Genomic DNA, 20,236 nt, shown 5'->3' on the forward strand with positions numbered 1-20,236 from the left:
GCTGGCAAAGGATTGGGAGAAATCCATCGAGAGCGCAGAGGCATGGGTTCTCATCGCACATATCAGGCGCATGACCAGGGCAATCGCAACAGATTGAAATCATTCATCTCGTTTTGAATCTGGCTCTGAGTGATGACGATCGGCAGGAGATCAGCTGCGCGCTCTCGGCAGAACGGGATCAGGGGTGAAAGCGTTGCGGGTTACGAAGCCGGGATGGGCCCGGACGGGCTCGTTCGCGGATGACCAGCTGTCAACTGCAGACCCGTCGATGGCAGTCGGTGCAATCGCTCGGTTGAAAGGCAGGTTCAGGCGGCGGCCAGATAGCCGCGCCGCATCTTTGCCCGGATCAGTTCGGTCGCTGCGCCCTCCGCCAATGACATCGATGCATAGCAGATAACCCGGCCTTGCCCCCTGCCCCCGACCCTGCCCCAACGGCGCTCGACGATAATGTCACCGAAGAGTTCGAACAGGATCTCCACCCGGTAGAACCGGGCCATGTTCTGATCGGGATCGATTCGGTAGAGCAACTGACAGGACATGCGAACCTCCTGTCTTGAAAATGGGCCGGGCGCCAGGCACTGTCCAATCAGAAAGCTGAATCAATCCTTCAAAACAGATTCAGGACTTTGATGATCCAAGGTCCGCGCTATGGGGCCATACTTGGGGCCGTGAGCACCGCCCGGTTCAGCTAAGCCGGCCTTCATCATCGACAAGTTGCAGTCGCGACGGGCTACCGGATGTCCAGACCCAGAGGACGAGATTCAGATCTGCCGTACTTGCCCCCTTTGCGAAAGAGCGAACCTGCATCCCGAAACATCCAGCGGCCCTGAGCCGCTCTGCCAATACCTGGGTCGGCGCCATCCCCTTGGCCAGCATGCGCGTGCGCCAATCATCTGCCGCAAGGTCAGCCATACTCAATCCGTACCTTGCCAGTTCTGCAGCATCGGTCGCATCGAATATCGGATCGATATCGGCCTCGTAGGCGACAAGTGTCGTCGGCTGAAGCGTTCCGACCTGGTTTGCCTCGCGAAGGGCGGTGATGACCGATTGGGACGTGTAGAGCGCAGGCATGCCCTTGGGATTGAAGCGCCCACCATGTTTCCGCGCGCCCTCCCCCGACAACGGGTCACGGGCGTAGATCGGATTCAGCGCCCGATAAAGCAGTCCTTGATAACGCATTTGACCTCAGGCGTGGACGCCTGCATCGACGGCATCGATATAGTCCATGACCGCCTCAGCCTGCCCATCGCGCACCAATTGCATGGCGGTCAGGCCACTAAATCCCGGCAGCGGTTCCGACCGGTACCAGGCATAGGCGATCAGGGCCGAACCGAAGCGCGGTTCGACCCGGTTCAGGATCTCAACCATCTCGCGAAGGCGTTTCTGGGTTTTCGGACTTTGCACCCGGTCGGCCCGCATCAAGGCGTCACGCCCAAGGCCGACGGTCCGCGCGACTTCATCCTTCGTCGTGCGCAGGATTTCGGCGATACGGGCCGGGGCAAAGAGACCACCTTCGGCAAAGGACTCGATCTGCATGATAAGCTCCACTTTATTTGACGTAATATAGTGTCACTATATGTGGCAATCAAGACCGCGAATGCCTTCCGATGTACCATCACGCCGCCTGCCCACTGAGCCTGCCATAGAAGCTGCGCTCGAGATGCAACTCCCCTGCCCCGGCTTTTTCGACCATGCCACGCAGGTATCCACCCGGAGAGGCAACTTCGCCCGCACAATGCTTCTCGAAAACAAGCGCCAGCGCCGCTGACGCAACCTGTTTGCCCAAACGATCCTGAGCCACGTTCCAGGCATGCTCGGACACTCCGATCATCGGCCTGAGTTGACCGGCAACCCGGTGCAGATCGCCCCAATCCTTCAGGAAACCACCCAGATTGCGGGCCCAAGACGCGAATTCCGGACAAGCCTGCATAACGGTGGGTAGATCCAGCGCCGCTCGCTTCTTGCGCACTTTGGCCACCCACTCTTCCAATTCCCTATCAACCTGATCTTCGGGCTGAACATTTGGCACCAAGGCTGCGACTTCCTCATCTTCTGAGGAATTACTGATTACAGGATTAAGTTGGGTTGTAATTAGTATATGAGGGTCGGAAATGACCTCCTTGGGGTTCATTTCTTGAGTCTTCTTGGCGGCTTGTGGCGTAGTTTGAGGCGTGTTTTCCACAGGAACGGTGGCCCCAGTTGCCTTGACATAGGCGGCTTCGACCCGCGCCTGAAGTTCCTTGAACCAGCCCAGCACGCGCGCAAGCTGGTCAGAAGCTTCATGAGGGCGCGGAAGCCGGTCCAGAAGTTCCTCGAAGAGCCTCGTGAACTGCGTCCAAGGCCCGCGCAGTGCGCAGCTGATGGCCGCCTCGATACGCGCACGGATCATTCGGCGCGCGACGGTGATCTGGCGCTTCAGACGTTTGCAGAGCTCGCGTTCGGCCTGCAATTTGGCATTAAGCTCCTCGAACTCCTCGACCCGGGCCGCGAGTGGCGACAGATCGAAGCCATAAGCTTCGACGATGCGCCCTTCTGCGTCCCTGTGTCCCCACCGTTTGCCGTTGGAGCTGTCCTGGAAGGAGATCACGCCAATCTCGGACAGACGCCGCGCATAGCGCTTGAGCGCGGAGAGCGAAAAACCCGTCTGCTCCATCAGGTAGGCATTCGATGCCCAGACGATCGGGCGCTGCCCTTCCTCCCAGTCCTGGGACTGGGTAAACGCCCCCAGCGTGTCGAGGAGCATCAAGTCTCCGGCCTTGAGCCCAATATATGCACCGACCCGCTTCACGGCCACGAAGGCCCGCGTTTTGGGTACAGCTACCTGTTCACCGGCTTGGGCAAGTTGCTCTGCAACGCCAAGACCCGGTGTCGGCTTGCGCCAACCTGTATGTTTCATGCCTGTTTCTCGCCTCCTGTTATGTGGAGGCAAAAGAAAGCCGTTCGCTCAAGAGCGTTGTTGTTGACAGTGATTCGAGAGAGACTTATCTTTAAGGCGACCAAACCAAATAGATCAGCTCTCAGGCCCTCAGCTTGGGGGCTTTTCTTTTGCCTTTAGATCACATTTTTTCCTTCTTGCTCGTTGCCTCAATGTATGGAGATGCACCGATAGTCAGGCTTTAGCCCATCGGTGGAACCTCCTTATTCTTAGCCAAGAAGTCGGCGATCAGATCGCTCAACTCCTCAAGTTTCTCTTGGCTCAGCGGTACGCTTGCGGCTTTGATCGAGAGATTGCCGTTCGCTGACGTGAGCGAGAGATTGCGGCTTCCTACCTTGCGCTTGGCGGTGAGCCTCTGCGCGGACCTTCTGACTTGCTTCTTCGGCTTGCCTTCAAGGCTGGCCAGCGCTTTTTGCAGATCCTGGAAGCTCATGTCGTAAGCGTTCTTGAACGCATTCAAGATTTGATCTCGAGCGTCGAAAACTGCGCGGCCTCGCGACACAATGCTCTCGTGGACACCAATACGTGCTGCAAACGCCACCGCAGTAGTTTTCTCGCCGGAATCACGAAGCGTCTCGTACATCTCACCGATTGCCAGCAGGCGTTCGAAGGCACTAAGGTTTTCCCTTTCCTCGTTCTCCCGGAAACGAAGGAACAGCATCTCAAACTGCGAGTTTTCCGCGTCTCGCTTGTCTGGGGACGCTAAAATTGCCCGGAGCTTCAGCCCCAGGGTCTTCGCTGCGGCATGACGGCGTCTGCCGGTCAGCATAATGAAGCGGACATCCTCGACGTCGGTCGGGTTCAACAAGTCAGGCTTCCAATTCGGGTCCTCTGGCCAGACTAGGATTGGTGTGTCTTGGCCGTTGATTTCGATGCTCTTCAGAAGTGTTTGGAAGGCCTCTTGTGCCATCCAATCATCACGGCGATCCGAACCAATCGGATCTTCCACACGATCCGGTGAAATCTGAAGTTCGTGACGGCCGTTCAGAATATCATCGACCAGCTGCGCACGTCCCTGCTCTACAGCTGCCTGCGATTGGGCAAGTGCGCCGGCTTTCCACGCACTTCCCGCTCCCTTAAATGCAGCAGCTGTAGAAGTCGGTACAGCATCTACCTTCGCGTCGTCGTCATTGCCATTCGGCTCAACGGATTGGTTCAGAGCTTTCGAAACCAGCGACCTCGGGATAGTTCGCTTCATGCTGCGTTCTCCCCGTCATCGTCGTCATAAAACGTGTCCATCCAGGCATTTGCATAACCACGTTCTAGACCTGGCCACAGACGGCTAACGATCGCATCGTTCACCGCGTCGGCGTTCTCAATAAACCTATTGATTCCCTTTCGTTTGCCAGGCGTGTCAGGTTCATATTCGTAGACCGACTGGTAAACATCCGAAGCGTTGGAAATCGCGTCTGATCGTAGGTAGAACACGGGCAAGATTTCCGTCGGGCAGTGCTCTAGAAGGTTGCCGATGTGCTTGAGATCCTGACTGTTGGAACGCTGCACGATCGTTGGCAACAACATGTTGGCACCTGAGCCAATATCGATGCGCTCATGTGCTAAGATGTGCTGCAACATGCCGAGCAAACCGGAGACAAAAGTCGACAGCGTTGCGATGTCGAACCCTTTCATGGTCTGCGGAATGACGAGAGAGGAAGAGGCTATCACGTTGTTGAGCTGGAATAGCGTCAACGCCGGTTGATAGTCGATAATGATGCAATCCAACGTTTCGTTCAGCGCTCGCTCGAGACGGACAGGATCTACCCTTCCATCCTTCGCCAATTCGTTGGGAGCTGTTGCCGGAGGATGCGCCTCTTTCCAGCAATCAATCGCGTCCCGAAGGTAGCGATAAAAACTTTTCCCCGCAGGAGCTTCGCGAACCAAGCGAGCGATCTGAATCTCGCCTTCAGAGGTCTCTCCGTGCGCCGGCACCAATCGAAGCCCCGGCCAGGAAGTCTTCAAAAAGAAGCTATCCAGCGTCTCCGCAGAGTGATCCGTGTACGGCGCCTCTTCAGATTGGAAGAGACCCGCGAAGTCCACCATCGATGGGGTTTCCTCAGTAGGCATTTGAGTAATTGCCTCACCGCCTACAAAGTACAGTGTTATCGTGCTCTGCGGATCCGCGTCCATGACGCCAACGCGCATGCCGTAGTGGAGGCTGAGATACTGTGCAAAATGTGCTGCGCTGAGGCTCTTGGCAGTGCCGCCCTTCTGACTGGCAAATGAAATAACAGGAAGCGGATCGTCGGGCTTGCGCCAAGCAAGATAATCAAAGGGACGCTTTGCAGACGCCGCCATCAAAGCGCGCATATGCATCAGCTCATGAAGGTTGAAGACACGTTCGCGACCAACGTACTCACCCTTTGGAAAGTCATCGTTGCCGTTCGCAAATTTGGTCAAGTATTGGATGCTGACGTTCAGGAAACGAGCGCATTGCCGCATCGACCAGGTACGTTTGATACGATGGCGCAGCGTCAGCTCTTTGTTGACGGCGACCATAGTTCGCTCCAGACCTCGTGACAGGTCGGTCAAAAACTGTTCTAGACTTCCGCTCATATCACTGCCCCGACTTCGGTTGATTCCGAGTTCGACTCGTTTCAACTCTCATAGTAGCACTATTATGGACGCAATTGGAAGATACCACGCGCCTACCTGATTTCAGGAGCACGATTAGAGATAGTGAGAGCTAAAACTATCTAATCTTGAACGCGTTCAAGATCGTCTTAAGGGAATAAGCCCGATAGCAGCCGGGCCGATTCTTCAGATCACACGGCTCCTTAGGGACCCTAGAGATGACGGTCTGTAAGGACAGGTTGTATTGGTTCACGGCTCTGCCGAGGATGGCGTTGAAGCCGTGGTCGCGTATCGTCGGCGTATAATTGTCGGTGCCGGTCTCCTGGCTCTGCCACTTCCAGGTACTGCGGCACTCGACCAGTTTGCAGCGCGGAGAGCGGCCAAGGACGCGGTGCATAAGAGCCATCGGGTTCGAACTCGCGACGGCGACATCCGTGATGTCGATGACGACGGTAGCGTCGAATTAGAGACGATGCCTTTGGCGCCTCGATTTGGGCAAAGGTGAGTTTGATACAGTTCGTGGTCATTGCTCTTCTTTGTGTTTGCATTGCATTGATTGTTGCCTTGCAGACAGCCGAGACCCGACCAAACCGAATGCGGAGCGTCGCGGCCAGGTCAGGCGCCGGTCTTTTTTGGTCCGCGCGGAATGACTCGCAGGGTCAGAGGAAAGAGATCGGCGACATCCGTGGTTACGGATGGCTGGCGCGTGATAGACGGCATCGGTTGCCGATCAGATGAGCGCGCCAGCAGGGCAGGGCGCAGGCTGCCATTGGACCCCGACATGCAACATCAAGGCCGTGCGGAACGCAGGTTTGGCGCTGCGCGAATGTCAATCGAGCTGCCGCCGTTCAAGCAAATCCGTCGCCGGATTATCCTCGATCTCGACATCGGCATAATAGGCCTGCGCCTGCGCCGGATCGCGGTGCAGCGAGAGTTGCATGGCGGCGGCCAGCGGCGCCCCGTCCAGCGCGGCCTGCGTCAGAAACCCCGAGCGCAAACCGTGCGGGCTGGCAAAGTCCCTTGGATAGCCAGCCAGTTCCAGTCGGTGCGCGACGATCTCCCGAAACCCGCCCGGCGTCAGGCGACGTTTCAGCACCCGGTCGGCTTGGCTGACCGGACGGAAGAGCGGCCCGCCGGTGATTCCGGCGGCCTCGATCCAGGCCAGCACCGAGCGTGCCGGAAACCCTTTCAGCGGCAGCCAGGGCGCCTGATCGGGCGTGGTAGTCTTGGTGTGCAAGAGGCGAATGCGTATCAGCCCGCGCTCCGCCATTGGCCGGGCGTCGATATCGTCGAGATTCAGCGCCGTGACCTCGGAGCGCCGGCGCCCGCCACTTGCCCAGGCCAGCGCCAGGGCGGCGTGATCGCGCAGATCGCGCATGGCGCCCGTGCGGCAGGTCGCCAGCATCGCGGTCAGCACGTCCCGGGTAATCGGGTTTTCGGATTTGCGCTGGCGGGGACGGGCCGCGGCACGCCGCGCCTTTACGCGCGCCTCCTTGATCAGCGGCGCATCGAAGGGCGAGGGCAGGTTCTTCATCCGGTGGAAGGCCCGCCAGCTTGCGATGCGACGATCCAGTGTCGACGGGGCAGGGGCGGCGTATCCGCGCCTCAGTCCCGCGGCCACCAGGGCCTCGGCTGCCTCACGGGCCGGCCCGGTCGCGTCGCGCAAATCCCGCGCATGATCGAGGATGAAGCGCAGCGCCACCGCTTCTTCCTCGGGCCAGGCGAGTGCGGCACCGAACGCAGCAGCCTTCCAGGCCCCGATATAGGCCAGGTCCTGTTCATAGGCGCGGAGCGTGTTCTCGGCCGTGCCCCGGCGGAAGAGTTCCGTCAGCGCGTCCTGGTCTGCGGGCGTGAGCGACGCCGGGAGGGGCAGAGGTTGAAGTTGTGACATCAGGTTGCTATCATTGATAACGGATTGATGGAGAACGAGCCATGGCACAGCTGATCGTGCGGGATGTCGACGAGACCACGGCGCAGGCCCTGCGGCTGCGGGCGGCCGCCAATGGCCGCTCGGTCGAGGCCGAACACCGGATGCTCTTGCGCGAGGTGCTGGGCACGCCCGGCCAGTCCGAGGACTTCGCAGCGGCGGCGGCCCGGTTGCGGGCCCGCCTCGATCGCGGCACCGACAGCGCCGCGCTGGTGCGCGCGGGACGGGACGCGCGCGCGTGAGCGACGCCGTCGCCGGGCCGGTCTCCGGACCCTGTGTGGTCGATGCCAGCACCGCGCTGAAATGGGTCCTGCAGGAGGAGGGCAGTGAAGCTGCCGTCACGCTGCTCGATGGACGGCCACTTTACGCCCCGGCCCTGATCTACATCGAGGTCGCGAATGCGCTGTGGTCGGCCGTACGGCGGCAGCGACTGCTGCCGGAAGAGGCGGCCGATGCCCTCGACCTGATCACCCGGGCGCCGCTGCGCCAGGCTGGCGAGGACGCATCGCTGGCGGCCCGGGCGCTGCAGCTGTCGCTGCTGCTGGATCATCCGGTCTATGACTGCAGCTATCTCGCCCTGGCGATCCGGCACAAGGTGCCGGTGGTGACCGCGGATCGCCGCTTTGTCCGGGCCGCGGCGGCGGTGGCCGAGGCCGCGCCCTTCGTTCGCCTGCTCAGCGATTCTGCGGCGCATTGATGCTCTCCCTGACGGATTTCTCCGCCCATGATAGCGGAATTCCAGTATCATCTCAACACTGTCGATAATGGCGTCTTATCGACAGTAATAATGGAAAACGAAACATGCTTCAGTGATCCGCATTTGTCATATATTCTGCGGATATGAGCGATTTGGACGACTACTGGTTTGATCCATTGGACGATGCTGATCCGGCCGATCCGCCCCTGCCGCGGGCGGATCGGCGCGCTTTGCTCGATCCCCCTGCCTGGCGCGCCGCCGAAAAGGACTGCGCGGTGGACCTGGCGCGGGCCGCGCAGGCGATCGGCCGGTTGGACGGGCTGCTGGCCGGTCTGGACGAGACCCTGCGCCGCGGTCTGATCACCCGGTTGGCATTCAGTGAGGTCGTGTCCATGCTCTGGGCCGCGGGGACGCCGATCCCGCAAGAGGTGCTGATCCGCGACCTGGCCGATGCGCCGTCCTCGGTCGACCTGGACGCGCTGGCGCTGGCCCGGTGGGCCATCGGGCGGTTGCAGGGCAGGGGGCGTCTGGAAGCGTTGCGGGATTTCCTCGGGCTGCACCGGGCGGGGCAGGGGCGGGGCGACAGCGACCTGCTGCGCCCGACCGGAGCCGATTTTGACTCCGAGACCGAGGGGTTTGCGGCGGGACTTGCCGCGCTGGAGGGGTGCCATGCGATCACACGGGCAGCGTTCGGATGCCGGCTCTGGCGGCTCACCGATCTGTCGCCGGACGGGCACCAGCTGGAAGCGATGTGCTGGGCGGCACGGGCCATGGCGGACAGCGCGGGGCCGCTGGTGATGGTGCCGATGGGGCAGGCCGGGCGGCGAGTTTGGACGATAGGTGGTGATGCGGAAGGATTTCTGAGGGCGTGGTGCGGGGCCATTGCGGCCGGCTGCGAGGCGGGGTTCCGCGTGATCCGGCAGCTGATGGACTGGGCAGATCGGGCCAGGCGGACGACGGCGCGGATCAAGGGCGGCAATGCGGGATTGGTGATCGATGCACTGGTAGCGCATCCGGTGGTTTCCGCCGCTGCGCTGGAAGCCGAGGCGGCGATCAGCCGCGATACCGCCGAGCGGCTGCTGGCGCGCTTGCAGGGTCTAGGGCTGGTGCGCGAGATCACGGGCGGAACGCGGTTCCGGCTCTGGGTGGCGGCGGTCTAGCATCATCGCGACCGGCCTTGGCCCGCCCGACGCAGCGCCAGACTGACCCTCGTTCTGTTGGGGTCTGATGCCGGAGGGGGCAGAATCCTACGCTAAGGCGTAGTCTTTGCCGAATTTCGCTGCAGCGTTCTGTAGACGGTCGGCCTTGAGACAGAGAAGAGCTCAGCGAGATCGCTGATAGAATATTCGCCGGATGCGTACATCCTGCTCAGCTCTTTTTGTTGTTTTTCCGAGAGTTTTGGTTGCTTTCCCCGGAGTTTGCCCTTGGCGCGGGCGATGGCCATACCTTCGCGGGTGCGCATGCGGATGAGGTCGGCCTCGAACTCGGCGAAGGTGGCGAGGATGTTGAAGAACATCTTTCCCATCGGGTCGGACGGATCGTAGACCGATGCGCCGAGGGCAAGCTTGACGCCCTTCTTTTCCAACTGTTCCGCGATGGCCCGTGCGTCAGGGACCGAGCGCGCGAGGCGATCGAGTTTCGGTACGACCAGTACGTCGCCAGCGCGCACGGCGGCGAGGGCCTGGGCGAGACCGGGCCGGTCGCGGTTCGTACCCGTCAGGCCGTGGTCTGTGTAGATGCGGTCTTCGGTGACCCCAAGCTCAGCAAGGGCAGCCCGCTGCGCCGTCAGATCCTGGCGGTCGGTGGAGCAGCGGGCATAGCCAATCTTGGTCGCGGTCATGCAGCGAGTGTACGGATAAGGGGCCGCATGTGCGAATCTAATCGTACTATCTATACGAGATATGGCGGGATGCGCTTTCCTTGCCGCCCTCCGCCACCTCGACCCATGTCCGCTGACCGATCCTCTTACGGACGGTCGTTCACCGCGATTTCCTGAAAGATTGCCATGCCAAGACGCAGCATACTGACCGACCGCCAACGGGCGGCATTCTTCGACCTGCCGACCGATGAAGCGTCGATGCTGCGCCACTACACGCTGGCAGACGACGATCTGGAGGTCATCCATGCCCGTCGCCGCCCCCACAATCGCTTCGGCTTTGCCCTGCAACTCTGCGCGCTGCGGTATCCCGGCCGGCTGCTTGCGCCGGGCGAGGTCATCCCGCTGGCCGTCACACGCTTTCTGGCCGCGCAGATTGGGATGAGGCCTGACGATCTGGCCGGATATGCCGCGCGCGAGGAGACTCGGCATGAGCACCTGGCCGCCTTGCGCGAGATCTATGGTTACAAGATGTTTGCGGGCCGTGGCGCGCGCGATCTGAAAATCTGGCTTGAGGATGCCGCCGAAACCGCGCGATCGAACGAGGATCTGGCTCGGCGCTTCGTCGAGCAGTGCCGGGCAAGCCAGACGGTCCTGCCCGGCATCACGGTTGTCGAGCGTCTTTGCGCCGAGGCGCTTGTTGCCGCTGAACGGCGGGTCGAGGCCCGGATCGCCGGTCGGCTGGACGATGACATGCGAACGCGGCTCGATGCTCTGCTGACCGAAAATGCGGGCGGCTCGGTCACACGGTTCGTCTGGCTGCGTCAGTTCGAGGTCGGGCAGAACTCGGCTGACATGAACCGTCTGCTGGACCGCCTGGAATACCTGCAGGCTTTAGATCTGGGCCGGGGCGTTCTGGCGAATGTACCGCCACACCGCGTTGCCCGCCTTCGTCGTCAGGGAGAGCGATACTTCGCGGGTGACCTGAGGGATATCTCGGGTGACCGCCGCCTCGCCATCCTTGCGGTCTGCGCGTTGGAATGGCGCAGCGCCATTGCCGACGCCGTTGTCGAGACCCATGACCGGATCGTCGGCAAGACCTGGCGCGAGGCGAAATCACGATGTGACGCCCGGATGGACGATGCCAAATCGGCGCTGAAGGACACCCTGCAATCCTTCAAGACATTGGGAGCGGCGCTCCTGGAAGCACATGAGGACCGGGCCTCCCTCGAAGAGGCCGTCGGCAGTGCGGGCGGCTGGATATCCCTCAAGGGGCTTGTCGCCACGGCCGCCCAACTCACCGACACGTTCGCTGCCGATCCGCTGGCGCATGTCGGTCACGGATATCATCGCTTCCGGCGTTATGCGCCGCGCATGCTGCGGGTACTCGACATCTGCGCCGCGCCCGTGGCGGAGCCGCTGCTGGCGGCAAGTGCAATCATCGCGGGCACGGCGACGGCGGCGGTGTTACCGATGGCATTCCTTCGACGAGGTTCGAAATGGTTGCGGCATCTGGATGCGGAGACCGACGAAGCAAGCCGACTCTGGGAGGTCGCGGTCCTGTTCCATCTGCGCGAGGCCTTCCGCTCCGGCGACATTTGGCTCGCCCAGTCCCGACGGTTTGGCGACCTGAAGGAGGCGCTGGTCCCGGTCGAGGTTGCCCGCGTCACGCCGAGGCTGGCCATGCCGTTCGAACCTGAAACCTGGTTGGCCGACCGCAAGGTGCGTCTGTCGGATGCCTTATGCCGACTGGCGCGTGCGGCCAAGGCCGGTGCGATCCCCGGTGGCTCCATCGAGGACGGCACCTTGAAAATTGACCGGCTGACTGCGGCGGTTCCCGAGGAAGCCGACGCCCTTGTGCTCGATCTCTATGGCCGCCTGCCGGAAGTCAGGGTCACCGATCTCCTGCTCGAAGTGGATGCGGAGGTTGGCTTCACCGAGGCCTTTACCCATCTGCGCACCGGCGCTCCCTGCAAGGACAGGATCGGGCTGCTGAACGTGTTGCTTGCCGAGGGACTGAACCTCGGGCTCAGCAAGATGGCCGGGGCCACGAACACGCACGACTTCTTCCAGCTCTCCCGTCTGTCGCGGTGGCACGTCGAGAGCGAGGCGATGGTCCGCGCCCTGGCGATTGTCATCGAGGGGCAGTCCAACCTGCCGATGGCGCGGTTCTGGGGCGGCGGACAAACCGCATCGAGCGACGGGCAGTTCTTCCCGACGACACGTCAGGGTGAGGCGATGAACCTGATCAACGCCAAGTACGGCCATGAGCCCGGGTTGAAGGCCTACACCCATATCTCCGACCAGTTCGGACCCTTCGCCACACAGACCATTCCAGCCACCGTGAACGAAGCACCCTATATCCTGGACGGCCTGCTGATGACCGGTGCCGGTCAAAAGATCCGCGAGCAGTATGCCGATACAGGCGGCTTCACCGACCATGTCTTCGCTGTCACCGCGCTCTTGGGATTCCAGTTCATCCCCCGCATCCGTGACCTGCCATCCAAGCGCCTCTACCTCTTCGACCCGGCCTCCTGCCCGAAAGAGCTGAAGGGGCTGATCGGGGGCAAGATCAGAGACCGTCTCATCGCCGCGAACTGGCCGGATATCCTGCGTAGCGTGGCAACCATGGCGTCAGGGGCCATGCCGCCGAGCCAACTCCTGCGGAAGTTCGCATCCTATCCCAGACAGCACTAGCTGGCGGTCGCCTTGCGGGAAATCGGACGGGTCGAACGGACGCTCTTCATCATCGACTGGCTGCTCGATGCCGACATGCAACGGCGGGCCCAGATCGGCCTGAACAAGGGCGAGGCACACCACGCTCTGAAGAACGCCCTGCGCATCGGCCGCCAAGGTGAAATCCGCGATCGTACCTCCGAAGGTCAGCACTTCCGCATGGCCGGGCTGAACCTCCTCGCCGCGATCATCATCTACTGGAACACCAAGCATCTCGGGCAAGCCGTCGCTGGCCGTCGACGCGAAGGCCTGGACTGCTCGCCAAACCTTCTGGCGCACACCTCGCCACTTGGTTGGGCCCATATCCTCCTCACCGGCGAATACAGGTGGCCGAAAAGGCCTTAGCGTAGGATTCTGCCCCCTCCGGCATCAGACCCCATTATCCTCTGAAAGAAGACGGGCCGATGCAACGTCCTGCCCCGGCGCAGCTAGCGCGAACAGGTCTGGAGGAAGACTTTCGGACCCGGCTTCTGTCGTTTCTGTTCTTGCTGCCATGTTTCCGCAACCGGCAGTGATCAGGACAACTGCCAAGATAGGGAGGGAACTGTTTTTCATTTCTATCTCCTTGTGTAGTTTGCTTATCAGGACTGTCCTTCGCATTCGATATCGCGGCATTGGGTCTCAGCTGAAACGCACAGGATCTTGATCCACGCGGCATTTCGTCTTCTTGGCCAGATCCCCTTGGGCGAATAATCTTCTGCAATCGTTAGATAAATTTTTTGAAAAAAGCGAGGCAGTGAATGGTCCTGAAGGACACAGGTAGCGACCGACGGCGCTTTCTAGGTGGTCTGCTGGCCACAGCGGCGGTTCTGCCGGGCGGCGCCGTCCTGGCGCAGGGTTTTGATCCTTATACCGGGCAGCCTCTCTATGGCGGCCCCCCGACCAGCGGGGCGCCCGATCTCGGGGCCTATCAGGTTGACCCGAACGCAGATTCCAGGCGAAATCAGTCGTCGTTTCGCGCGAGACACTGGAGCGAGTTTTACCCGAGCTTGGGAAAAGGGGTGATCCTTGCGGATGTGACATCGCGTGCAGTGCACTACTGGTCAGGTGATGGATCGATCAGTCTGGTCTTTCCGTGCTCTATCCCTGTTACCGAAGATCTGACGCGCCGGGGCGAGACCGAAATTGTCAGAAAAGCAAAGAATCCGCCTTGGACACCGACGCCGAGCATGCGGGAGAAGGATCCCAATCTGCCGCAGCGTGTCGAGGGCGGAAGTCCGGACAATCCCCTGGGACCTTACGGCCTCTATCTGTCATGGCCCGCCTACTTGATCCATGGCACGCATGACACACGCAAGATTGGCCGAAAATCATCCAACGGCTGCTACGGACTCTATAATGAGCACATTACCCGGCTCTACGAGCTGGCAGAAATCGGAACGCAGGTGACGGTGTTCTAGAAGCCGATCTTTATAGAGGGACGCCAACGAACCTGGTCGCTGGCGTCCCTCCCAGAAGCCTAAAGAATGATTGAGCACAGCTTTCTGTACTCGTCTCATTCCTCTGTCAGGCGTGAATCATGATCGGGACGCCGGGCTGCAGCATGGCATAGATATCCTCGATCTCTTCGTCGCTGACGGTGATGCACCCGGCCGTCCAATCCCGTTTCTGGCGCACCAGCTGGTTGCCTTCAGGCCCGCGGCCATGGATCATGATATCGCCGCCGGGATCGCGACCGAATTGTTCCGCAAAAGCGCGGTCGCGCTCATTCGGATAGGACACGCCGACGGAAAGGTGATACCGGCTGCGAGGATTGAAGCGGTCCACAAAATAAAGCCCCTCAGGCGTCTTGCCGTCGCCCTCGAACTGCTTGTGTCCGACCGGCTGAAATCCAAGGCCGAAATCATAAGACTTCAGCACCGTCATTCCGTTCAGAAGATACATCCGGCGCTGCCCTTTCTGAATGACGACCTGGGTGACCGGGGGACCGGAATAGACCTTGAACGTCGGCTTCGGCGTCTGCGGCTTCGGAGCGCCACACGCCGCAAGGGCCGCCAAGCCTGCCAGGGAAAAATGACGCCGGTCTAAACTGGCCATTCAGGAATGCTCCGTCCTAGGTAAAATGATCGATCTAAATGCCGTCGGCAGCGGGATAGCTGGTGAACACTTCGCTGCTTCCGTCTTTGCGTATCAACAACACGTCATACGCTTCGCGCTTGTCTTCGGGGCCCATGCCGGGGCTGCCATAGGGCATTCCGGGCACAGCCAAGCCCGCCGCATCGGGCCGTTCTTCAAGAAGCCTTCGGATATCCTGGGCGGGGACATGGCCTTCCAGGAAGTAGCCAGCGATCTGGCCGGTGTGGCAGGAATAATGTTCGGCGGGAACGCCAAGCTCGATCTTGTGCTGGATCAGCAGGACACCGAAGCGGTCTTCGGAGGTCACGTCGAAACCCTGCTGTTGCAGATACTCTGTCCATTTCACGCAGCATTCGCAGCCTTGTCCCTCAACAACATGAATGGCGGGGAAGACCTCCTGCGCCTCCAAGGACAAAGGTGCTGCCATCAGGGCAACTGCAATAAGCAAGGCATGTTTCATCCGATGGCTCTCTGGATTTTGGGCACCGCGAAGCGGCGCTCCTCATGAAAATCAATGGTGCTGGCAAGTTCACCCGAAGGCCGAAACACGAACACGCCGGATGTATGGTTCATGGTGTAGTCCCCGTCATCTCGCGACAGGCGGGTGTAGGTCACGCCAAACGCTTCCGCAGCCTTGGCGACCGCGTCAGCCGAGCCCGTCAAGCCGCGAATCCGGATGTCGAAGTTCGACAAGTATTCGGCCAGGATCTCAGGGCTATCCCGTTCAGGATCGACGGTAATCATGGCGACCCGGATCCGGTCTGCGTCCTGCCCCAGGCCCTCCAGCCAATCTGCAATATCCATCAACGTAGTAGGGCAGACATCTGGACACCAGGTAAAGCCGAAGAAGACCATGCTGGCTTGACCAAGCCAATCCTGCGGGACGACAGGATTGCCTTGATCATCGATCAGCCGCCACGCCATTCGGGACAGGTCTGGCCGACCGTTCTCAGTTTCCCTGACGGCCGTCAGGCGCAAATCGCCGCTGCGCCATGCTCCAAGCCCCAAGGTAAAGCCGAATGCGCCAAGAAGGCCTGCACCGCCGAGGATCAGTTTGCGGCGTCGCATTGCGCCTCCTGCGCACGCATCGGCAGGACCTGGGTGTCGATCTCGATTGCCCCTGCCTGCTCGAAGGTCAGAGTGACAGGAAAGGTCTGGCCTTCCGAAAGTGCCGTGGTCAACTCCATCAGCATGCCGTGGTAGCCGCCAGGTGACAGGGAGACCGTTTCGCCTGCCGGAACGTCGACAGCCTCGACATGCGGCATCGTGGCGAGGCCGTCCTGGATGACGGTCTGGTGCAGCATCGGCATTCCCGCAACCGGTGTCTCGATCCCAACCAGACGATCATCGGCTTCACCGTCATTGCGGATCTCGACATAGAACGCAGCCGGCCGCTGGGCGCCTATTGTGGCACGCGACCAGGCCTTCGAGATCGTGAGATCGCCCGCCGTCACGCTGGCGCAATCGGCCGAGGCGAGTGCGGGAAGGAGCATCGCAAATCCAAAGGCAAACGCGGATACCTTCATGGTAGAATCCTTTCCTCGATGTCCGCCAGTATTTCGGCAGCAGGGGTTTCATAGGCGAACTGGCGCAACCATTCACCATCCGGCCCGATCAAATACAGCCCCGAGCTGTGCGACATAGTGTAGCCTCCGGGAGCGGATCGATCCTCTTCGCGCCCGAAATAGATCTTGAAGCTGGTGGCAGCATCCTTCGTGGCGGCATCGTCCCCCGATAAGCCCAGGATTGCCGGATGGAAGGCCGCCACATATTCAGTCAGGCCCTGTCTGCGGTCCCGCTCCGGGTCGATCGAGATGAACAAGGGCTGCACCCCGTCCGCCTTTGCACCCAGATCGTCCATGAGCTGGGCCACTTCCGACATGGTGGTCGGGCAGACATCGGGACAATTCGTGAAGCCGAAGAAGACCAAGCTGAACTTTCCCCTGAAATCAGCCATGGTGTAGGTTTGTCCGTTTCCGTCCTGCAGGGCGAAGTCTGGCCGGAAGGTTTCTGCGGACTTTTCCCGTCCTGTCCATTGCTGGACTGCTAAGGCAGCTCCCGCCACCAGGACCACTCCCCAGAGGGCCAGGCGGATTGCTCGAAGGCTCATTGGTGGTGTGCCTTATCCAAGTTCGGAAATCGCGTTCGAGACCGATGCGCGCAGGTTCTCGATGCTGAGTTTAGCCAGCCGCTCGCCATTCACGAAGAAGGTGGGTGTCCCTTCGATCTGCATGGCCTGAACATCGGCCATATCCTGATTCAGCACGCCAGTAATTTCGGGATGCAAGCGTTCGGACTCGGCGCGTGACAGATCAAGGCCGGCTTCCCCGGCCATTTTCCAAGCCAGATCCATGCGGGGTTGGCCATGAAGCGCCCAGGCGGGCTGCTGGTCGAAGAGAATGTCCAACACCGGCTCGAAGAGGTTCTGACGACGCGCAACCTCCAGGATACGCACGGCCTCATCCGAACCCTCGTGAAACGGCGTGTATCGCAAAACCACACGAAGCTGGACAGGATATTCGCGACGCAACTCATTGAGAACCGGATGAAAAGCTCGGCAGGCCTCGCAAGAAGGGTCGAAGAATTCCACCAGGGTCACTGGCGCATCGGCTGGACCAAGGATCGGCGAATAGGGCCGGATCAGCGCCTCGGGTTGTGCTTGCAGGGCGGCGCGCGCAGCTTCGGCCTGTTCGGCCTCTCGCTGACGCGTGACATACCATGAGCCTCCGGCAAATGTGCCTGCGCCCACAGCCAAGGCTCCTACAACGACGGTTCTTCGTTTCATGATGGCTTTCCTTTCATGACGTTCAGACACAGCGCGATTGCCATAAAGCAACCGAGCGAAAGATAGGGAATGGGCAGTCCCAGGATGGTCATCTGGGTGCGGTCGGAACAGGATGGCCCGTCTTGGGTGCAAGGACTGACGCCTTCCGGGATCAGCCCGGCGTAAAGTCCTGAATGCCATAGCGCGACCGCAAGTCCCGTCAGGACCAGCGGCAGTGCATAGATCCTTGCTGTCGCATCACCCCGCCAGAGGCCGACAGCCAGGATCGGCACCAGCGGGAACATCGCGATGCGTTGATACCAGCAGAGGATACAAGGGGTCTGCCCCAGCACCTCACCAATGAAGAGCGCGCCCAGCGTCGCGCCCAAGGCCATCAAGAAGGCGATGAGCAGAAGCGTCTCGGCGCGAGAGGTCGTGGAGTCACGCATGGGCAAGTCGAACATCGAACATAATCTCTGACTTCGTGTTGGGGCGTCCTGCCGGTCGGCAGCCATCTCCGGCTACCATCAGCCTTTGTTCTCCACATTCGTGCGGATGAAGAACCCGGTCGCGACCCTTGCCGTCGCAAGCATCAACAGATCGCCTGGCTTGATCGCCATGGCGTGTAATGCCGGCGCTTCCTCTATGGGGTCTGTCGGCTGGCCATCGACACGAACTTCGTAGTGCAGGTTCGGCCCGCTCACGAGGCCCGTCGCACCGACATCGCCAATATGGTCATTCACGCTCGCCTGAGTGCCCTTCTCGATACCAGGAGCGAAGCGGGACAAATGGGCATAGCGGGTCACAACGCCGCCACCATGGTCAATATCGATGGTTCGGCCGTATCCCCGCATGGTTCCTGCAAAAATCACCCTGCCCGCACCGGTCGCCCTGACAGGGGTGCCAATCTTTGCGGCGTAATCTACCCCGGTATGCATTCGCCCTACGCCAAGAACCGGGTGCTTTCGCTTGCCGAAGACCGACGACAGACGCGCACCGATGACAGGTCGAGCGGTGTGTTGCACCGGCTTGCCATTCTTGAACAGAATGGCCGGTTCGTCCGGTGGACCTGCTACCAGTTCGTAAACATGCCCGTTCAACTCCAGCCGGGCATAGGACAGCCGAGGCTCTCCCAGGATTGTTCCGTCAGGCAGAGCACTTTCCTGCCAGATCAGCGCCACGCGTTCTCCGCCCTTCAGGTCGCGGCGGAAATCGACTTGTCCCGCCAGGAACGCAGCAAGATCGACGGCAAAGCTCTCCGGCGCCTCTCGTTCTGCAAGCGCATCATAAAGCGGCCCGACAAGCACGAAGGCCTCGCGGCGATCTCGAACCTGGATCTGAGTGTTGACCAAGGCAGCCTCAAGAGGCTTGCTGAAATCGAGAACAATGTCGGTCCCGTTCTCGATCAACAACGACAGGCGCTCCAAACGGGCGGGATCCTCTTCCGACACGCTCCATCTCAGCACCTGGCCAGGGGTCAAGGTCGACAGGTCGAAAACATCCGCAATGGCCAGTGCCGCCTCGTTTCGCGTTTCTGCGGCTATTCCTGCACGAGACAGGATCGCGTCCAGCGTATCGCCCGCCACCACTTCGTGTTGCGAAAGATTGGCTGTTTGTCCCGCCAGGGGCGCGGGCTCGCTCAGGGTTTCGGCGTGTAGCGGCGCGGTCACGGCAACAGCGCCGACAAGAAGCAGGGTTTGCAAGATCTTCAAGTCTGATATCCCGTCAGATGTGGGAAGCGTCGCTTTGGCTGCAGGAAACAGCCAGCAAGCGGCAGCATTCCGGGTTCATGGCGTGAAAAGACGTCCGAGGCTTATTCCGACCAATGCTCCCAGCACTCCGAAAGCAATTGCGTGAGCGCTGGCATACTGGATCATGTCCAGTCTGTTCCCGCCCAGTTGGCGGGCGCGGATTATCCCGCGCCAGACGCCCAGAATAGCCCCGAGGAGCGTCAGCATCTGTCCACTCGATGTCCGAAAGGTATCATTTTTGTCTGTCCTGCTCGTTGCGGCCGGTCGGGGCCTTCTGCAACATCAAGCAGCTAGAGGTTCAAGCCAAATCTGGGAGGATCACAGATTTGTCAGTTGGTCGCGGCAAGGAAGGGAGATGCGGAAATGTTCCGGCCTATCGCAATGGGGCAAAGCTTGCCGGCTACAGGACCTGGTGCGCGCGCGGTTAACGCACCAGACAATGAGCAGCGCAGGACGCGTAGCCTCCGTCAGGAAGTCGCATCCTCGATCGCGTGGTCGGTGATGCACTGGGAGTGATCGCTGAGGACTTCAATGACCCTGCAGTCGGAAATCCTGTCGCCCGCGCATTGCACCACCATGCGCTCCAGCTCTGTCTTGAGTGCGGCAAGTCGGGCAAGGCGGCTTTCGACTTCGGCAAGCTGTGCCCTTGCGATGGCATCCGCTGCGGCGCAGGGTTGATCCGGATTGTCCGACAAGCTGAGCAGATCGCGGATTGCCTCCAGCGAAAATCCCAGGTCGCGTGCGTGACGGATGAAAACCAAACGCTCATGCGCCTTGTGGGTGTAAAGTCTCTGGTTGCCAAGACTGCGCTCGGCCTCCGGCAACAAGCCGATCTGCTCATAATAGCGGATCGTGGGGATCTTCACGCCGGTCGACGATCCGAGCTTTCCGATGGTCAGCATCAAGATTCTCCTTGAACCTATAGTAGCTAGAGCACTTAAAACCCTGATTCGATGATGGCAA

22 protein-coding genes and 2 pseudogenes are annotated in these 20,236 nt (G+C 60.6%); 6 read left to right on the forward strand and 18 right to left on the reverse strand.

Features of this window, described 5'->3' with window-relative positions:
- Positions 1–97: pseudogene (locus IT41_RS20920) on the forward strand (IS5/IS1182 family transposase); the annotation flags it as partial.
- Between the two features lie 208 nt (positions 98–305).
- Here the strand turns inward: IT41_RS20920 and IT41_RS16725 are convergent.
- The 7 genes from IT41_RS16725 to IT41_RS16760 form a co-directional block, all read right to left on the reverse strand.
- Complete coding sequence (locus tag IT41_RS16725; RefSeq protein ID WP_036743533.1) at positions 306–539, reverse strand: WGR domain-containing protein; 234 nt, start codon at positions 537–539, stop codon at positions 306–308.
- Positions 540–684: 145 nt separating this feature from the next.
- Positions 685–1,179: an RES family NAD+ phosphorylase gene (locus IT41_RS16730; protein ID WP_036743535.1), complete on the reverse strand. Its 495-nt coding sequence runs from the start codon at positions 1,177–1,179 to the stop codon at positions 685–687.
- A 6-nt stretch (positions 1,180–1,185) separates the two neighbouring features.
- Positions 1,186–1,536 (reverse strand): antitoxin Xre/MbcA/ParS toxin-binding domain-containing protein, encoded by a 351-nt coding sequence (locus IT41_RS16735; protein WP_036743537.1) that lies wholly within the window; start codon positions 1,534–1,536, stop codon positions 1,186–1,188.
- 79 nt (positions 1,537–1,615) lie between these two features.
- Complete coding sequence (gene repC / locus IT41_RS16740; protein ID WP_036743539.1) at positions 1,616–2,896, reverse strand: plasmid replication protein RepC; 1,281 nt, start codon at positions 2,894–2,896, stop codon at positions 1,616–1,618.
- A gap of 220 nt (positions 2,897–3,116) precedes the next feature.
- Complete coding sequence (locus tag IT41_RS16745; RefSeq protein ID WP_036743541.1) at positions 3,117–4,133, reverse strand: ParB/RepB/Spo0J family partition protein; 1,017 nt, start codon at positions 4,131–4,133, stop codon at positions 3,117–3,119.
- Positions 4,130–5,488: a ParA family protein gene (locus IT41_RS16750; protein WP_175496443.1), complete on the reverse strand. Its 1,359-nt coding sequence runs from the start codon at positions 5,486–5,488 to the stop codon at positions 4,130–4,132. The genes IT41_RS16745 and IT41_RS16750 overlap by 4 nt, the downstream gene beginning before the upstream one ends.
- An 847-nt stretch (positions 5,489–6,335) precedes the next feature.
- A complete protein-coding gene (locus tag IT41_RS16760; protein ID WP_036743546.1) occupies positions 6,336–7,397 on the reverse strand; it encodes a tyrosine-type recombinase/integrase in 1,062 nt (353 codons plus the stop codon).
- Positions 7,398–7,438: 41 nt separating this feature from the next.
- On the opposite strand from IT41_RS16760, the gene IT41_RS16765 reads away from it, so the two are divergent.
- The 3 genes from IT41_RS16765 to IT41_RS16775 all read left to right on the forward strand — a co-directional run bounded on the left by IT41_RS16765 (position 7,439) and on the right by IT41_RS16775 (position 9,290).
- Complete coding sequence (locus IT41_RS16765; RefSeq protein ID WP_036743548.1) at positions 7,439–7,675, forward strand: FitA-like ribbon-helix-helix domain-containing protein; 237 nt, start codon at positions 7,439–7,441, stop codon at positions 7,673–7,675.
- The gene (locus IT41_RS16770) at positions 7,672–8,130 is read left to right on the forward strand and encodes a type II toxin-antitoxin system VapC family toxin (protein ID WP_052081725.1); all 459 of its coding nucleotides are present in this window, start codon (positions 7,672–7,674) and stop codon (positions 8,128–8,130) included. The genes IT41_RS16765 and IT41_RS16770 overlap by 4 nt, the downstream gene beginning before the upstream one ends.
- Positions 8,131–8,273: 143 nt before the next feature.
- Positions 8,274–9,290, forward strand: coding sequence for a DUF1403 family protein (locus tag IT41_RS16775; RefSeq protein WP_052081726.1), 1,017 nt, complete (start codon positions 8,274–8,276; stop codon positions 9,288–9,290).
- Positions 9,291–9,382: 92 nt separating this feature from the next.
- Here the strand turns inward: IT41_RS16775 and IT41_RS16780 are convergent, their stop codons facing one another.
- On the reverse strand, positions 9,383–9,970 hold the full coding sequence (locus IT41_RS16780) for a recombinase family protein (protein ID WP_036743550.1): 588 nt from the start codon (positions 9,968–9,970) through the stop codon (positions 9,383–9,385).
- A 165-nt stretch (positions 9,971–10,135) separates the two neighbouring features.
- On the opposite strand from IT41_RS16780, the pseudogene IT41_RS16785 reads away from it, so the two are divergent.
- Positions 10,136–13,027 (forward strand): annotated as a pseudogene (locus IT41_RS16785) (Tn3 family transposase).
- 24 nt (positions 13,028–13,051) lie between these two features.
- Here the strand turns inward: IT41_RS16785 and IT41_RS20925 are convergent.
- Positions 13,052–13,237: a hypothetical protein gene (locus IT41_RS20925; protein WP_139221752.1), complete on the reverse strand. Its 186-nt coding sequence runs from the start codon at positions 13,235–13,237 to the stop codon at positions 13,052–13,054.
- A 185-nt stretch (positions 13,238–13,422) separates the two neighbouring features.
- Here IT41_RS20925 and IT41_RS20235 point away from each other — a divergent pair, with 185 nt between their 5' ends.
- Positions 13,423–14,082, forward strand: coding sequence for a L,D-transpeptidase (locus tag IT41_RS20235; protein WP_036743553.1), 660 nt, complete (start codon positions 13,423–13,425; stop codon positions 14,080–14,082).
- A gap of 106 nt (positions 14,083–14,188) precedes the next feature.
- Here IT41_RS20235 and IT41_RS16795 read toward each other — a convergent pair whose 3' ends face one another.
- From IT41_RS16795 to IT41_RS16835, 9 genes are all read right to left on the reverse strand, one after another.
- Entirely contained in the window at positions 14,189–14,719 is a 531-nt protein-coding gene (locus tag IT41_RS16795) for a L,D-transpeptidase family protein (protein WP_036743555.1), read from the reverse strand.
- Between the two features lie 34 nt (positions 14,720–14,753).
- Complete coding sequence (locus IT41_RS16800; protein ID WP_036743558.1) at positions 14,754–15,218, reverse strand: DUF411 domain-containing protein; 465 nt, start codon at positions 15,216–15,218, stop codon at positions 14,754–14,756.
- Entirely contained in the window at positions 15,215–15,826 is a 612-nt protein-coding gene (locus IT41_RS16805; protein ID WP_036743560.1) for an SCO family protein, read from the reverse strand. The genes IT41_RS16800 and IT41_RS16805 overlap by 4 nt, the downstream gene beginning before the upstream one ends.
- Complete coding sequence (locus IT41_RS16810) at positions 15,808–16,284, reverse strand: copper chaperone PCu(A)C (protein WP_052081727.1); 477 nt, start codon at positions 16,282–16,284, stop codon at positions 15,808–15,810. Before IT41_RS16810 ends, IT41_RS16805 begins: the two co-directional genes overlap by 19 nt.
- A complete protein-coding gene (locus IT41_RS16815; RefSeq protein WP_036743561.1) occupies positions 16,281–16,868 on the reverse strand; it encodes an SCO family protein in 588 nt (195 codons plus the stop codon). Before IT41_RS16815 ends, IT41_RS16810 begins: the two co-directional genes overlap by 4 nt.
- A 12-nt stretch (positions 16,869–16,880) precedes the next feature.
- Positions 16,881–17,543 (reverse strand): DsbA family protein, encoded by a 663-nt coding sequence (locus tag IT41_RS16820; protein WP_036743562.1) that lies wholly within the window; start codon positions 17,541–17,543, stop codon positions 16,881–16,883.
- Entirely contained in the window at positions 17,540–17,986 is a 447-nt protein-coding gene (locus tag IT41_RS16825) for a disulfide bond formation protein B (protein WP_231564792.1), read from the reverse strand. Before IT41_RS16825 ends, IT41_RS16820 begins: the two co-directional genes overlap by 4 nt.
- A gap of 63 nt (positions 17,987–18,049) precedes the next feature.
- A complete protein-coding gene (locus IT41_RS16830; protein ID WP_052081728.1) occupies positions 18,050–19,234 on the reverse strand; it encodes a M23 family metallopeptidase in 1,185 nt (394 codons plus the stop codon).
- A 506-nt stretch (positions 19,235–19,740) separates the two neighbouring features.
- Positions 19,741–20,175 carry a MerR family transcriptional regulator gene (locus IT41_RS16835; RefSeq protein WP_036743563.1) on the reverse strand — a complete coding sequence of 145 codons (435 nt, stop codon included), beginning with the start codon at positions 20,173–20,175 and terminating at the stop codon, positions 19,741–19,743.
- Between the last annotated feature and the right edge of the window lie 61 nt (positions 20,176–20,236).

Origin of the sequence: Paracoccus halophilus (assembly GCF_000763905.1) — a bacterium.
GTDB classification, from domain to species: Bacteria; Pseudomonadota; Alphaproteobacteria; order Rhodobacterales; family Rhodobacteraceae; genus Paracoccus; species Paracoccus halophilus.

Bases quoted from the DNA above. Each gene is read 5' to 3' on its own strand.
- IT41_RS16815 (WP_036743561.1), bottom strand. From the start codon at position 16,868: ATGAGCCTTCGAGCAATCCGCCTGGCCCTCTGGGGAGTGGTCCTGGTG.
- IT41_RS20925 (WP_139221752.1), bottom strand. From the start codon at position 13,237: ATGAAAAACAGTTCCCTCCCTATCTTGGCAGTTGTCCTGATCACTGCC.
- IT41_RS16825 (WP_231564792.1), bottom strand. From the start codon at position 17,986: ATGTTCGACTTGCCCATGCGTGACTCCACGACCTCTCGCGCCGAGACG.
- IT41_RS16780 (WP_036743550.1), bottom strand. From the start codon at position 9,970: ATGACCGCGACCAAGATTGGCTATGCCCGCTGCTCCACCGACCGCCAG.
- IT41_RS16760 (WP_036743546.1), bottom strand. From the start codon at position 7,397: ATGTCACAACTTCAACCTCTGCCCCTCCCGGCGTCGCTCACGCCCGCA.
- repC (WP_036743539.1), bottom strand. From the start codon at position 2,896: ATGAAACATACAGGTTGGCGCAAGCCGACACCGGGTCTTGGCGTTGCA.
- IT41_RS16775 (WP_052081726.1), top strand. From the start codon at position 8,274: ATGAGCGATTTGGACGACTACTGGTTTGATCCATTGGACGATGCTGAT.
- IT41_RS16820 (WP_036743562.1), bottom strand. From the start codon at position 17,543: ATGAAACGAAGAACCGTCGTTGTAGGAGCCTTGGCTGTGGGCGCAGGC.
- IT41_RS20235 (WP_036743553.1), top strand. From the start codon at position 13,423: ATGGTCCTGAAGGACACAGGTAGCGACCGACGGCGCTTTCTAGGTGGT.
- IT41_RS16810 (WP_052081727.1), bottom strand. From the start codon at position 16,284: ATGAAGGTATCCGCGTTTGCCTTTGGATTTGCGATGCTCCTTCCCGCA.
- IT41_RS16805 (WP_036743560.1), bottom strand. From the start codon at position 15,826: ATGCGACGCCGCAAACTGATCCTCGGCGGTGCAGGCCTTCTTGGCGCA.
- IT41_RS16750 (WP_175496443.1), bottom strand. From the start codon at position 5,488: ATGAGCGGAAGTCTAGAACAGTTTTTGACCGACCTGTCACGAGGTCTG.
- IT41_RS16745 (WP_036743541.1), bottom strand. From the start codon at position 4,133: ATGAAGCGAACTATCCCGAGGTCGCTGGTTTCGAAAGCTCTGAACCAA.
- IT41_RS16795 (WP_036743555.1), bottom strand. From the start codon at position 14,719: ATGGCCAGTTTAGACCGGCGTCATTTTTCCCTGGCAGGCTTGGCGGCC.
- IT41_RS16835 (WP_036743563.1), bottom strand. From the start codon at position 20,175: ATGCTGACCATCGGAAAGCTCGGATCGTCGACCGGCGTGAAGATCCCC.
- IT41_RS16765 (WP_036743548.1), top strand. From the start codon at position 7,439: ATGGCACAGCTGATCGTGCGGGATGTCGACGAGACCACGGCGCAGGCC.
- IT41_RS16725 (WP_036743533.1), bottom strand. From the start codon at position 539: ATGTCCTGTCAGTTGCTCTACCGAATCGATCCCGATCAGAACATGGCC.
- IT41_RS16735 (WP_036743537.1), bottom strand. From the start codon at position 1,536: ATGCAGATCGAGTCCTTTGCCGAAGGTGGTCTCTTTGCCCCGGCCCGT.
- IT41_RS16800 (WP_036743558.1), bottom strand. From the start codon at position 15,218: ATGAAACATGCCTTGCTTATTGCAGTTGCCCTGATGGCAGCACCTTTG.
- IT41_RS16730 (WP_036743535.1), bottom strand. From the start codon at position 1,179: ATGCGTTATCAAGGACTGCTTTATCGGGCGCTGAATCCGATCTACGCC.